We start from the raw sequence: 13,335 nt of genomic DNA, 5'->3' as shown, positions 1-13,335 counted from the left end.
TTTAGTTTATCTTATCCGCCCGGAGGACAAAGTGAAATCATTTTGGTTTGTCTTATCCGCCCGGCGGACAAGATAAACTTCCCTTTATAAACATAGAACAACAAAAAAGCTGGAAAATAAATTTCCAACTCTTAAGGGGTGTGTTGTTAAGAAACCATTTCTCCTGTCAGTACATTGATAGACTTGACAGCACCTGTTGTATCAGTATAGCTGACCGTCTTGTTTTCAGGATGATAGGTAAACTTTTCTAAGCTCAAACCATATTTAAAAGCAATTTTAATCATTTTTGCTCGGAAATCTTGCAGAGACAATCCATAGCTTGCTGCGCGTGCCTTTTCAGCTTCTTCTTCAGCATTAACTGTTGGTTTTTCAGTCCCTTCTGAATTTTCCTTTTCATCATCTACCTCTTTACTTGCAGAGTCGTCTTTCTTATCTTCTGGCTCTTCATTTGGTGCATAATTCTTGCCATCATCTGATTGGTTTTGCTTACCATGGTCGCTGTCATTACCAAAGCCATCATCAGAGTGAGGACGATCGTTTGGATTTTGCACATAATATTTCACCGTAGCAAGGAAATCTTCCATGCTATAACCCTCTGGCGCGTTGTAAAGACCTTCGTCAAACCAAGAGAGAGAAATATTGTGATAATGATCATGGTGCGGAATAATCAATTGCCCATTCTTGTAATCCACAACATAAGCCGTATGATATGGCATTGCCTCAACCGGCACTTTTTTAGCTGGTGTCACACGCTCATAGATTGCTTGTGCAGTCTCTTTTTGAGGTTGTTTTGGATCCGTACTTGGCTTCTCCTCTTTCTTTTCCGGAGTTTTCGTTTTCAGATACTCTTCCGTCGCTTTACGCTCAGATTCTGACAAATCATTCTTAGGAATATAGTGGCTGTGTGTCATGTGTGGAGCAGTATAGCCATCTCCTTCATCTTTAATCACATCATGTGGATCAAAGATATAACCGTCCGATGTTGCATAACGACCTACAGCTTTAGCTAATGCTACTTCATCAGCCGTATAAGCAATTTGCGAATTTGCTTTGCCTGCACGATCAGGGTGCACTTCGGCGGAAAGTTTCAAGACTTGGTCTAGCAAAGCCAATTTATCCGCATTCTTGTCTGCCACTTTTTGGAGCAAATCATTCACTTGAGCCAGTTTATCACTTGCATTTCCCTTTTCTTCCAGTGCTTTTCGGATAGACATCAACACAACTTTCGCTTTCTTTGCAAATTCTGTGTTTTGACCAGCAGAATCATTATCTGAACCAGTTGCTTTCACCATTTCAGCTAACAAAGCTTTTGCTTTCGCAAGCAGGCTCTCTTTCTCTTCTATACCTAATAACAGATTTGAGTCGAGACCATTTATTTGCTCTTCAAAGTTTGCTTTTTGACGTGCATCTGAAACCTTCTCTAACAAAGCTTCTGCTTTAGCAAGGAAAGTTTTGATTTGCTCATCGCTAATTTCCGTTTCAGCAGATTCTTCTTTCTTCTCGTTTTTATCAGAAGTTTTGCCAGTATCTTGCTGATTTTTATCTGGTGTTGCTTGATGATCTTGTTGCGCTTGATCCGACTGCTTAGCTTCAGAATAATCCGCACCCGGCGTTATCATCTGCGCAATCTTTCGTTCCAAGTCAGACATTTTATTGTAATAGATAAAATGATAATGATTGCCGTGCGGAACAGCCACTCCATTAGAAGTCCGCTTTGTAATCTGTGCTGGGTCAAATACCAGACCGTCTGATTCTACATGCCGATAACTCAAAGGAGTCGCATACAATTGCCGCAGTAATTTAATGATTTCAGCTTTATTTCCGCGCTTCGTTTCAGTTTGTTTTGGAGCTGGTTGAGAAGGCTGAGTTTGCTGATTTCCTATATGATTAGACGTTCCCAGATTAGCAGGACGATAGTCCAACGATGGATGGTTCATTCCTCTGTTTGACCGAGGAATTTGACCTGAATTGGACGGATATTGTGGACGACTTTTGCCTGTTTTATTGTCCCAATAGTTTTGAGCAGCAGCTAACTCACTAGGAGACAAATCGCTCTTTGGAATGTAGTGGAAATGATTGCCATGCGGCACGATAAAAGCATCACCTGTATCCTCAATGACATCAGTTGGATTGAAGACATAGCCATCGTCTGTCGTATAACGACCTTGCGCACGAGCTTCTTTGACAGCTGTTGTTACAGTTCCTTTTGAGCCCTTATGCCCTTTCCTACTGTATTCTTCCCTTTGACGAGCAATTTCTTCTTTTGTCCGAACATTGCTGGTATGATTTGGATCTTTCAGATAAAGATAATACTTGCCATTCACCTTGATAATGTAACCGTCTTTTACTTCGTTGACAATATCAGACTGCTGCAAAGTGTAGTTTGGATCGCGCATGATCAGTTCTTCACTGATAATGGCATCGTAAGGAACTTTCCCATTGTAATAGTGATAATGATCCCCGTGAGAAGTTACATAGCCTTGGTCTGTAATCTTAACGACAATCTGCTCTGCATTGATTCCTTCTTTGGCACTTATTTCATCTGGAGTTAAATTCTCAGCCTTTTTCCCTTTTTCTTTGGACTTACTATCAACATAAGCCACACGATTGTCTGCTTTGCTAGAAACACTCTGATAACGCCCCAGCTCATACGCACAAATACTCAATGCAAGAACTGCAATAGAACCAATGATATATTTTTTCTTCATATTTCTCCTCATTTTTTTAATTCTTTTGCCAATACCGCTAAATTGGCGTCTAGATTTTCAAGATAAGTTTTATTATTTTGTGGGTCAGCCTCCAAAGGATTCAATTCTTTTAATTTCACTCCTGTAGATTTGACCAAGGTTTTAGCAACTTTTGAAGAAGCATTGCTTTCCACAAAAATTGTCTTGACCTTGTATTGTTTCACAAACTCTTCAATTTCCGTCAGCTGACGTGGACTAGGCTCTTGCTCTGGTGAAATCCCAGCAATTCCCAACTGAGTTAAACCAAATCGTTTCGCTAAGTAAGAAAAGGCCGTATGCTGCGTCACAAATGTTTTTTGTTTCGCCGCTTTAAAAATCGGTTGATATTTTTTAGTCAACTCTTTTGCCTTAGCTACCAGCTCTTTCACATTTTTTTGATAGGTTTCTTTATTTTTACTATCAATCTTCGAAAGTTTATCCGCGATAATTTGCGCTTCTTCTGCCACTTTTTCTGGATCTAACCAAGTATGCGGATCGTATAGAGTTTTTTCATCCACTCCCTCACCAGCAGCAACATCTTCTAATCCCGGCACACGCTCCAGCTTCATACCTTCTGACGCTTCAAGAACTTTTACTTTGGATTTTTTCAAGTTTGGATCTAGTTTTCCTGCCCACGACTCCAAGGTATGAGAATGATAAACAAAGACATCTGCATCATAGATAGCTGCTACATCGTTGGCTGATGGTTCAAAAGAATGAATACCGCTACTTGACTGAATCATCCGAACATCATTTAAATCGCCTGATACTTCTTTGACCATAGCATAAATCGGATAAAAACTTGTTACAATTTTCAGACCTTTACTCTGTTTTTTTGTACTTGTTCCACACGCTGTCAACAACAAAGTCAACCCTACCACAAAAATAGAAAATATATATTTCTTTAATTTCATATATCACTCCTCAACTAGTGTTTAACCAGTTTATTAACTGGTTAATATGATACCACGATAGAAATTAACTGTCAAGAATTTTTTATCTATTTTTTTAACAATAAGAAAAAGTCCTCTAAATTAGAAAACTTTTAATCTTTTATATCATTGCTCTTTTCTCTACGAATCTCTTCTAGCATTCCTGCTTCTTCGGCTGTTAATTCATATTTTTCTAATAAATCTGGACGACGTTCATAAGTCTTTTTCAAACTCTCATACAGACGCCATTTTCGAATATTTTCATGATGACCGCTCATCAAAATATCTGGCACAACCATTCCACGAAAATCATAAGGACGAGTATATTGAGGATATTCTAAAAGACCTGATGAAAAACTGTCATCAGTATGACTAACTTCCTTACCAAGAACTTCAGGAATCAGTCGTACTGTTGCATCGATCATCGTCATAGCAGGCAACTCTCCACCGGTCAAAACATAATCTCCAAGAGAAACCTCGTCTGTCACCAAACTTTTAATCCGCTCATCATAACCTTCATAATGCCCGCAGATAAAGATTAATTCTTCTTCTTGAGAAAGTTCTTCCGCATAGGCTTGATTAAACGTTCGACCAGCGGGATCTAACAAAATAACCCGTGGCTGTTTTTTTTCAATCGCATCATAAGCATCAAAAATTGGTTGCGCTCTGAGCAACATTCCTTGACCGCCTCCATAAGGCTCATCATCAACATGTCGTGATTTCTCTGCATTTTCCCGAAAGTTATGATAGTGAATCTCTAACAATCCTTTTTCACGCGCCTTGCCAACTATTGAATGCTCCAGCGGAGCAAACATCTCCGGAAATAATGTTAAAATATCAATCTTCATCATCCAGTCCTTCCGGAATTTCCACATCTACTCGACTATTTTCAAGATCAATATTCAACACAACAGGCGGAATATAAGGTAACAGTAAATCACGCTTGCCTTTTCGCTTTACCACCCAAACATCGTTGGCACCCGGTTGCAAAATTTCTTTAATAGCTCCAATCAAAACATCCTGTTCATAAACATTCATGCCGATGATTTCATGATAATAAAATTCGCCCTCATCTAAATCCGATAAGTCTTTCTCAGCCACTTTCAAGGTAAAATCACGATATTTTTCAATGTCATTGATATGATACATTCCTTTGAATTTGACAATATCAAAATTTTTCATCTTGCGATGACTGGCAATTTCCACATTCATGACAAAATTATCCTTCTTGTCAAAAAGAGCTAAAACACTTCCTTTTTTGAAACGCTCCTCTGCAAAATCCGTCACAGACATAACACGCATTTCACCCTGCAAACCTTGCGTATTCACAATTTTTCCAACATTATAATAGTTCATTTTCTCTCCAAATACTAGCATTATTCTATCTATTCTATCATGAATAAAGGGAATTCTCAAGAAAACAAAAACCCCACCAAGATAAATCCTTAGTGGGGTAATTGGGGAATGACATCATTCCTCTGATTTTAAATCGCCTTAAGCAACTCTAAAACCTTGATTTATTAGGCTTCCGCAATTTCTTGCGATACTCTATTATTTAAGAGTAACAATTGCACAACCTGTTAAATGTGCAATATCAAGGGGTTTGAGTTCTTAATTTGAAGTTTGGCAGGAATTTTGGCATAAAATTGAATCCAATCCTGCACTTTTGATATTTTGTGTGATTTCTTCAGAAACTGTTTTATCTAAAGCATTAAACCAGTGACTGTAAGTATTCAAAGTTGTTGATTTATCGGCATGTCCCATACGTCTGGCTACATATAAAATATCTTTTTTCAAGACATTGATTAGATAGGATGCATGGCTATGTCTGAGACCTTTTCCTGTAATTACTGGAACTCCTACCTGTTGAGCTTTCCGTTTGATGATGCGACAAATGGTTGATTTGCAAAAAGGATCTCCAAATCTTGAAATGATAAAATCTGTATCTTGATTTGCAAACTGATTTTTTCGCCAAACTTGAAGTACTTCAATAGTAATATCATCCAATTCAATAAGTCGTTCACCTGCTGGAGTCTTTGTTTGGTCTTTACGATACCAATTACCATTTTCATCTTTCTCTAAGGTTGTATGTACCTTTAGAAATTTTTTATCAAAATCAATATCCTCCCAACATAAAGATAAACCTTCGCTCACTCGTACACCTGTCATATAATATAACCAGATGGCAGTAAATCGTTGCAATTCTTCATAATCATGTAAGTCAAATGATTTGATAAATGTCTGAAACTCCGCATAGGTCCAAAATGGAGTTTCTGGATGTTTACCTCTAGGATTATCTAATGCTTTACAAGGCATATTTGAAATATAGCCAAGTCTTTCTGCATAACCCATACAAGCTTTAAACCTTGACCATAAATTTTTCGCATAGTTTTCAGAATAATTCTCTATGATATGCAATCTAAAAGCTTCGCAATCTCTAGGAGTTATTGCTTTTAATGGCTTTAAACCAAAATATTGAATAAAAAGTTTATGATGAGGAAGAGCCGTCTTATATGTCACAGACTGAACCTTTTGCTTATATGCTCTTAAATAAATTTTGTTCATATAGTTTTCAAAAGTCATATTGTAATTTTCTAAACTGACTTTGTTGGCAAATTCATATTTTATACGAACTAATTCGTCATATGCTTCTTTCATTGTTTCAAAGGTTTTACCATATTGATTTTTTCTAGCTTTCTTTTGTACCCTTTTGCCAGTTACTGGGTCGATTCCAAGATCAATCTGATAAAATATCTTTCCCTTATTATCACAATAAACACCTTTGTATTTTTTACTACTTTTTGTTGCCATTTGGATTCTCACTTTCTAAATGTTATTTAGATAGTGGAATCCCTATTAATTGTTCCACAATTTCTGCTGGTGCGATACCTAGTCTTCGATTGTCAAAGGGCGATTTACTTAATTGTACCGCATTATGGTCAACTTTGCGAGCTTCTTCAAACTTTTTTACAGCAATTTTTTTAGCTTCACGAATAATGTCTCTAGAGGTATGTTCAGGAAATCCTAAGTTCATTAAATCTTTATATGTAGCAGTTCTCATACACTTTCCTCCTTCAAATCACTAAGTTATTTTACACGCTAGATGGGATTTGAATGGTTAGTTCAATCATGGGAATTTCACCCGCTGTCCTTTTTCGATGGCAGCCTGAACGGTCAGAAGTATCATTATCATTATTTGTGTTATGGCAGATAGGTCACCATCCTATTTTTGAATAAATGATTTTCGCTCATTTCCTGGCGCATTACATTCTATTGCTCAACAAATAAATAAAGTCCCACCTAGAATTATTCAATTGTCAATGAACAAATCAGGAGGGACTATTTTAAATTATTCTTTATTCGGTGGGGAAAGTCAGTTTGCCCCAACAAATAATCTGTACTAACGTTATATAGATTTGAAAGTTTTATTATTACATCTGCCGATAAAATACGTTCTCCTCTCTCAATTTTTGAATAAGCAGAGTGGGTAAACGAAAGCTTTTCGGCAACGTATTTTTGAGTGAAATCATTGTCTTCTCTCAAATCCCTTAAACGTCGGTACATCAATCTTTCTCCTAAGGAAAAGTATAGAGGATAACTAGGAGAAATTTGATATATTGTCCTAATTGGACAATAGAAATAAAACTCCCAAACCGTTTATTTCTTTACAAATTAGACGGTTTGAGAGTAGCTTTATTATACATTATACAAAAATAAACAAGAATATGTTGGAAATTTGAACATTTATTCAATATGAATGGAAAAATCGTCTGTCTTGTATTTATCCATATTTAAAACTCTTACATATTCATCCAACTTTCTAACCGCATTTTCGTATTCTTCGATTTTATTGTCTAGCTGATTCTGTATCATTTCAATCTCAGATTCAATCTGTCCAATTGTTACATTCTGCGATAAATTCATCTTGGAACATTCATACTTAGCTAATTGCTTGGTATCTTGATTATCACTTTGTAGGTTAACAACTACTTCTGCCATCTTGTTTAAGGTGGTGTTTTTGTCTTGAAGATTTGTCAATTCAATATCTAGCTGTGCGATGTCTCCAACCAATTCATCTTTTAATTCTAGAAAGGATTTATTTTGAATGTTTAATGTCATCAATAAATTGATTTCTTCAATTTTTTGTTGAAGACTGACCAGACTTATTCGTCTCTTATAAGGTAAAGACTTATTGTCAAACGTTAGTTGGCGAATCAAGTCCCTTCCTTTCATAAATCGATTCATTTCTGAGTCCTCTTTATGATAAATGAAATAAGAAGATGTTTCTCGAATAAACACCTGATACTGCTTCTTATTTTCTTGTTCTAAGATATTAAGTTGATGATTTGGAATGAAGATTAGTCCTTCTTGTCCAATACCCATCCAAACTTTAACAAATAGACCATCTAGCACAATTTTTTCAATTTGCTCCTCCGTGATCTCAACTTCAAACTCATGTACAGCATCTCTCTTAGTTTTATACGTTTCATAAGCTTCGGTTATTTCTTCTACAGTCAATATTTCTGAAAGCTGTTGTGTCTCAAACTTTTCAAATTCTATTTTTACTTCATTATTATGAAGCACTTCAAACACATCATGTTCCTTGAAATAACTATCAAAATACGTAGTATCATAAAGATTTTTCTTTCTTAATGACTTATTTGGTATGGAAATGCAGCTTTTTCCATCAGAAAGAACAAAATCTATCGTTTTTTTCTTGCTCTTCAATTCTAATCCCAGTAACCGAGCTTTCTCAACTAAATCATCAAATGAGTTGGATCTTAGCAATAAAAATTCTAAAATCAGTTCAATCTTTTTCTTGGCAAAGTAACGTTGAAAATATTCTTTTGAATAGGGTTCTCTCTTATTCAGCTTATCTCCTTGGATGACTTGCTTCATATTTCTATCTGTCATAAAAAATCGGCTATGTTTCCTTGAGAAATCTATTTTGACATTTAGTTGCTCAGCTTTTTGCATAAAATCATTGAAATCAATTGAATGTTCCATGAGAAAAAATAACCGCTGCTTCAATTCGTATTTGTGATTAGAACGTCGATAGACCTCATAATCTCTATGAGAATAACGTTTAGGTGGAATGATTTTAGCACCCGCTACTTTAGAAATTCTATCCGAAATCATTTGTAAATTTCTTTCAAGAGCGTAGTCCCACTTCAACTTTTTTTGAGATTGGCTATTGATTGAGTTGATAATAATGTGATTATGACAATGGTCCTGATCAACATGAGTGGCAACAATGAATTTATATTGACCACCTATCAACTCTTTTATCGTTTCATAGCCAATACGATTGATTCCCTCTGGGCTTAATTTATCTTCAGGTGAGAAAGACTGAATGATATGATGAGCATGTATTTTCTGTTGCTTTTTCTCTTGTCTATCAAACCGTGAATCGTATAGTTGGTCATTTGATAGGAAATTATTTTGATACATCTTTACTAGCTCTATATAGTCAGGAAAATCAAGATAATTACTCATCCCAAAATCTGAAATCAATGATAAATTCCTGGTTTTCTTAGGATCAAGAATATACTTAATCAATTGACGGCGGTATTTTTTCCCATGAACAGCATAATGCTTAGTGATGACCATAAAATTCTCTCAATCGCTGACACTTTATGTCAAAATCTTGTTGTAACTGTGTTTCTAACTCTGCTATACCGAGCTGCAATTCTTTGACTTGTTGAAGACTAAGTAGGTGGCTTTGATTTACCGAACGTGCAATCTGGTTTATATTATTTCCAATCCTACGAATTTCAAAAATCAGGTCTTGAAAACCTCTTGTATCGATTGTGATAAAATTCATACGAGGATTGAGTAAGGTTTTTCTGGCATAATGCGAAAAGTTTGGACACTGACTCTGAGCAAGATTTTTATTGAGGATAATTAATTCTTGATCACTCAAATACACCTTTTTCAAATTGGTTCGATAACGATTTTCCATAATAACTTACCCCATGTACTTGTCTTTGAATGAATAGCTTAATGGAATAGTTACCTCAATTTCCTTCATCAAGTCTTTGATACAAGTCAGGATGATTTCAAGATGTTCCATAGTAACTGATTGAGACAACTTTGCCAGAACAAGTATTTCATGTACATCCCGGTAAATCTGTTCTACTTTTTGGTGCTGTAAATATTTTATCCATTCTTCAAGCTGCTGAGATGGTTGGTGGTCTATTTTCAATAATTTACCTCTAGCAAAAGGGGAAAATTGTTCATATCCCTCCTGTTCCATAAAATTTTGTATCTGTTGATACTCTTCTATTGAGAAATTGACTTCCTTACGTATCTCTCTAACTAGATTTCCCATCCTGTATCCTCCTCATTCTTTAATATCGGTATATCCCCGCCCTCGTATTAGACACGGCACTGCATAATATCTTCCTTTCAGGTCTTTGCGAGCTCAGATATTGTGTCCACAATATCCCAAAAATCATATCGCCAGCTGACCAAAACCTTCCAGTTTTGACAGCCAACGATAAGATAACTTGGTGGCTCCGCCCCCCAAACCCCCAGTGAAAAATCAAGGATTGATTTTCTTAGGAATGGTATTAGGATAACAGGGATGATTTGGAAAAGGTATCACAAAATTGATATAATACTTTTATAGGAATATTTTCAAAGAGGTGCATTATGTCCAAATCATCTAAACAAATTGAAGAAGATGCTGTCGATTATTTAAAAATGGCGTTAAAAAAATCAAAACATATTAACAGAGAAATTTCTGAGGGAGATAAATAACCAATCTGGGATGGTCACATATACTTTTACAAAAATATAGAAAGACGAAATATTGATTTTTTGGAGCGAATTCCTGTTCAGTTTAAAGGTTGTGATGATTATTATAACGAAAATGTTGGATACCCTCTAAGCAGGATTAATTTGGAGCATTATCTAACTGAAGGTGGTGTGCTCTACTTTGTAGTGTACTCGAAAGACGTTAGTCCTACTGTCACTTATGCTTCACTAACACCAAAAGTCATTAAGAACGTATTGCCAGCTAGTGACAAGAAAAAAAGAATTAAGAAAAAAGAAGATATCTTGCTCCTGTTCTGGATGGCTATAATAGCGAAATTATTGATTTTACCTTATCCCGCTCTCCAAACCTCATACAAGTCAAGACCATGCTTGAGAAGGTCTTCCCTGAGGAAACTTACCCAAATACCATTCTCCATAGTGACCAAGGTTGGCAATACCAACATGAAGTCTATCACCGCTTTCTTGCAAGTAAAGGCATACATCCTTCCATGTCTCGCAAAGGGACCAGCACGGATAATGGTATGATGGAATCCTTCTTTGGTGTCTTGAAGAAAGAGATGTTTTATGGCTTTGAGAAGACTTTCAAGTCTCTGGATCAACTGGAGCAAGCTATCACCGAGTATATTTTTTACTACAACAATAAATGCATTAAAGAAAAACTAAAAGGACTTAGTCCTGTTCAGTATAGAATTAAATCCTTTCAATAATATTTTTTGTCTAACTTTTTGGGGTCAGTACAATGACTCATAAATATTTTTTTGCAAGTTCAAATACTCCATGAGATTAATAACTTTATTATTTTAGCCAACTTTACTAATCGTATAAACATTCTCCAAATTTCTCAACATCAATTGAGAAATTTGGCTTTTTCCGTTGCTCAGTTAAAGCGTCCTTTAGTTGTATATTTCCTGTTAATATCCCTTTTGAAGCATAACATTGTTTTCAATGATCGCACCCAATTGTTGACACCCATTTTAGAACCTATTCTTTGATTTTCAATAAGCGTAAACTGTTTAATGTTACAAGTAAAGTTGCTCCCATATCAGCAAATATCGCTATCCAAAGTGTTAACCAACCGGGCATGACCAAAAGTAATGCCACTAATTTAACCGCCAAAGAGAAGGTAATGTTTTGCTTGATGATTGCTAAAGCCTTACGGCTTAATTTTATTGTATATGGCAATTTACTCAAATCATCAGACATTAAGGCGATGTCAGCCGTTTCTAAAGCTGTATCAGTTCCAGCACCACCCATTGCTACACCAACGGTAGATGCCGCAAGGGCTGGAGCATCATTCACGCCATCTCCGACCATCCCCACACTTTGATGTTTTTCTCGAAGTTCTTTAATAAAATTAAGCTTATCTTCTGGAAGTAAGTCAGCTTTAATATCCGAAACACCAACTTGTTTTCCGATGGCTGTTGCCGTTATTTGGTTATCGCCTGTTAGCATCACTGTTTCGATTCCCATATTGTTCAACTTGCCGATAACTTCTTTAGACGATTCCCTCATTTCATCGGCTACGGCAATAAACGAAAGAATTTCTTTTTCTGTTCCTAACACCATCACCGTTTTACCTTGAGTTTGCATATCGGCAATTTTTTCTTTTTTATCGCTTGAAATGCTTCCGTGTAATTTCTCAAAAAGATTTTGACTTCCCACATAATACATTTCATTATTTATTTTGGCTTTAACGCCTTTACCTGTAATGGATTGAAAATCCTCTACTGTTACTTCATTGAATTTTAATCCATTTTCTTCTGCTTTTCGCATAATCGCTGAAGCAAGAGGGTGCTGCGATCCTTTTTCAATGGCTGATGTTATGGTTATTAATTCATTTTCATTTCTACCATATGTCACAATGTCTGTTACAGCTGGAATCCCTTTGGTTAATGTTCCTGTTTTATCAAAGGCTATCGCTTTTAAGTGTCCTGCTGCTTCTAAATGGATACCACCTTTAATTAATACACCATTTTTCGCTGCATTTCCTATTGCTGTAACCACAGCAACTGGAGTTGAGACTACTAAGGAACAAGGACAACCAACCACTAATACAGCTAATCCTTGATAAATCCATTGGCTCCAGTCTCCGCCAAATAATGGTGGAACTACTGCAATTAAAAGAGCTAGTATGACAATAGCTGGTGTATAGTATTTTGCAAATTTATCGACAAACGCTTGAGAGGGGGCCCGTTCTGCTTGGGCTTCTTCTACCAAGTGAATGATTTTTGAAAGAGTGGTATCTTCAACTCGTTTTGTTACTTTAACCTCAAGTAACCCTTCTTCATTCAAGGTTCCTGCAAATACTTCATCATTTGTGATTTTCGTTACTGGAACACTTTCACCTGTAATCGCAGCCTGATTTAATGTCGATGTACCTTTAACCACTATTCCATCCATTGCTAACTTTTGACCGGGCTTAACTATCATGATGTCTCCAACTTGAATCTCATCAACATGAATCATCATTTCTTCATTGCCTCGTCGAATTAACGCTTCTTTTGGGGCAATATCCATTAAAGATTCAATAGATTGACGTGCTTTATCCATTGAATAACGCTCTAATATCAAAAATCTCCTAGCAGGAAAACCTGCTAGGAGATTTTTTACGAGAGGTACTTGCTTAAGCTTTGAAAATCGGATTTATCATCTGATGTTTATCAAACAATCTACCAATTAAGCTTCTTCGTCTTCTTTACGACGACGTCCTGCAAGACCGAGACCAAGTAATGCACTTGCAGCTGCTGCTACCATAGCCACAGTAGAATCCACTGTACCTGTATTTGGCAATTCTTTAGCTGCTTTACGCGCATTTGCTTGTGCTGATACTGTTTGGCTAGCATTAGATGCTGCTTGAGTAGTAGCTGCATCTACTGCTGCTTTAGCTTTGTCTTTTC

Annotated in this window: 11 protein-coding genes and 2 pseudogenes; 1 reads left to right on the top strand and 12 read right to left on the bottom strand. The window is 36.3% G+C overall.

Translation table 11 applies throughout. From position 1 onward, the window contains the following. Nucleotides 1-146: 146 nt before the first annotated feature. From HMPREF2574_RS03000 to HMPREF2574_RS02955, 10 genes are all read right to left on the bottom strand, one after another. The gene (locus tag HMPREF2574_RS03000) at nt 147-2,708 is read right to left on the bottom strand and encodes a pneumococcal-type histidine triad protein (protein WP_070812177.1); all 2,562 of its coding nucleotides are present in this window, start codon (nt 2,706-2,708) and stop codon (nt 147-149) included. A gap of 8 nt (nt 2,709-2,716) precedes the next feature. Next, nucleotides 2,717-3,640 (bottom strand): metal ABC transporter solute-binding protein, Zn/Mn family, encoded by a 924-nt coding sequence (locus HMPREF2574_RS02995; protein ID WP_024053094.1) that lies wholly within the window; start codon nt 3,638-3,640, stop codon nt 2,717-2,719. Nucleotides 3,641-3,771: 131 nt separating this feature from the next. Continuing rightward, complete coding sequence (gene trmD, locus HMPREF2574_RS02990; protein WP_024053093.1) at nt 3,772-4,506, bottom strand: tRNA (guanosine(37)-N1)-methyltransferase TrmD; 735 nt, start codon at nt 4,504-4,506, stop codon at nt 3,772-3,774. Continuing rightward, nucleotides 4,496-5,014 (bottom strand): ribosome maturation factor RimM, encoded by a 519-nt coding sequence (gene rimM / locus HMPREF2574_RS02985; protein ID WP_024053092.1) that lies wholly within the window; start codon nt 5,012-5,014, stop codon nt 4,496-4,498. Before rimM ends, trmD begins: the two co-directional genes overlap by 11 nt. 255 nt (nt 5,015-5,269) lie before the next feature. Next, nucleotides 5,270-6,469, bottom strand: a complete 1,200-nt coding sequence (locus HMPREF2574_RS02980) for a tyrosine-type recombinase/integrase (protein WP_000201988.1) — start codon at nt 6,467-6,469, stop codon at nt 5,270-5,272. 22 nt (nt 6,470-6,491) lie between these two features. Then, nucleotides 6,492-6,719 (bottom strand): DUF3173 domain-containing protein, encoded by a 228-nt coding sequence (locus HMPREF2574_RS02975; RefSeq protein ID WP_001258319.1) that lies wholly within the window; start codon nt 6,717-6,719, stop codon nt 6,492-6,494. 278 nt (nt 6,720-6,997) lie between these two features. Continuing rightward, nucleotides 6,998-7,222: a helix-turn-helix domain-containing protein gene (locus tag HMPREF2574_RS02970; RefSeq protein WP_000286254.1), complete on the bottom strand. Its 225-nt coding sequence runs from the start codon at nt 7,220-7,222 to the stop codon at nt 6,998-7,000. A 180-nt stretch (nt 7,223-7,402) separates the two neighbouring features. Then, nucleotides 7,403-9,268, bottom strand: coding sequence for an SAG1250 family conjugative relaxase (locus HMPREF2574_RS02965; RefSeq protein ID WP_057485401.1), 1,866 nt, complete (start codon nt 9,266-9,268; stop codon nt 7,403-7,405). Continuing rightward, nucleotides 9,255-9,620 (bottom strand): MobC family plasmid mobilization relaxosome protein, encoded by a 366-nt coding sequence (locus HMPREF2574_RS02960; RefSeq protein ID WP_000431642.1) that lies wholly within the window; start codon nt 9,618-9,620, stop codon nt 9,255-9,257. Before HMPREF2574_RS02960 ends, HMPREF2574_RS02965 begins: the two co-directional genes overlap by 14 nt. Nucleotides 9,621-9,626: 6 nt before the next feature. Beyond that, entirely contained in the window at nt 9,627-9,989 is a 363-nt protein-coding gene (locus HMPREF2574_RS02955) for an SAG1252 family conjugative relaxosome accessory protein (RefSeq protein WP_000527641.1), read from the bottom strand. Between the two features lie 718 nt (nt 9,990-10,707). On the opposite strand from HMPREF2574_RS02955, the pseudogene HMPREF2574_RS02950 reads away from it, so the two are divergent. After that, nucleotides 10,708-11,145 (top strand): annotated as a pseudogene (locus HMPREF2574_RS02950) (IS3 family transposase); the annotation flags it as partial. A gap of 274 nt (nt 11,146-11,419) precedes the next feature. Here HMPREF2574_RS02950 and HMPREF2574_RS02945 read toward each other — a convergent pair. Both HMPREF2574_RS02945 and HMPREF2574_RS02940 read right to left on the bottom strand, forming a co-directional pair. Beyond that, a pseudogene (locus tag HMPREF2574_RS02945) lies at nt 11,420-13,003 on the bottom strand (heavy metal translocating P-type ATPase); the annotation flags it as partial. A gap of 111 nt (nt 13,004-13,114) precedes the next feature. After that, the coding region (locus tag HMPREF2574_RS02940) for an LPXTG cell wall anchor domain-containing protein (RefSeq protein WP_257374151.1) at nt 13,115-13,335 on the bottom strand (221 nt) is incomplete at its 5' end.

Origin of the sequence: Streptococcus sp. HMSC034E12, assembly GCF_001835915.1 — a bacterium.
Taxonomy (GTDB): domain Bacteria; phylum Bacillota; class Bacilli; order Lactobacillales; family Streptococcaceae; genus Streptococcus; species Streptococcus vaginalis.
Note: the sequence above shows the minus strand (reverse complement) of the source record. Positions and strands in the feature narration are given on the sequence as shown.

Excerpts from the sequence above, each read along its gene's own strand:
- HMPREF2574_RS02970 (WP_000286254.1), bottom strand. The coding sequence starts at position 7,222 with ATGTACCGACGTTTAAGGGATTTGAGAGAAGACAATGATTTCACTCAA.
- trmD (WP_024053093.1), bottom strand. The coding sequence starts at position 4,506 with ATGAAGATTGATATTTTAACATTATTTCCGGAGATGTTTGCTCCGCTG.
- HMPREF2574_RS03000 (WP_070812177.1), bottom strand. The coding sequence starts at position 2,708 with ATGAAGAAAAAATATATCATTGGTTCTATTGCAGTTCTTGCATTGAGT.
- HMPREF2574_RS02955 (WP_000527641.1), bottom strand. The coding sequence starts at position 9,989 with ATGGGAAATCTAGTTAGAGAGATACGTAAGGAAGTCAATTTCTCAATA.
- rimM (WP_024053092.1), bottom strand. The coding sequence starts at position 5,014 with ATGAACTATTATAATGTTGGAAAAATTGTGAATACGCAAGGTTTGCAG.
- HMPREF2574_RS02975 (WP_001258319.1), bottom strand. The coding sequence starts at position 6,719 with ATGAGAACTGCTACATATAAAGATTTAATGAACTTAGGATTTCCTGAA.
- HMPREF2574_RS02960 (WP_000431642.1), bottom strand. The coding sequence starts at position 9,620 with ATGGAAAATCGTTATCGAACCAATTTGAAAAAGGTGTATTTGAGTGAT.
- HMPREF2574_RS02965 (WP_057485401.1), bottom strand. The coding sequence starts at position 9,268 with ATGGTCATCACTAAGCATTATGCTGTTCATGGGAAAAAATACCGCCGT.
- HMPREF2574_RS02980 (WP_000201988.1), bottom strand. The coding sequence starts at position 6,469 with ATGGCAACAAAAAGTAGTAAAAAATACAAAGGTGTTTATTGTGATAAT.
- HMPREF2574_RS02995 (WP_024053094.1), bottom strand. The coding sequence starts at position 3,640 with ATGAAATTAAAGAAATATATATTTTCTATTTTTGTGGTAGGGTTGACT.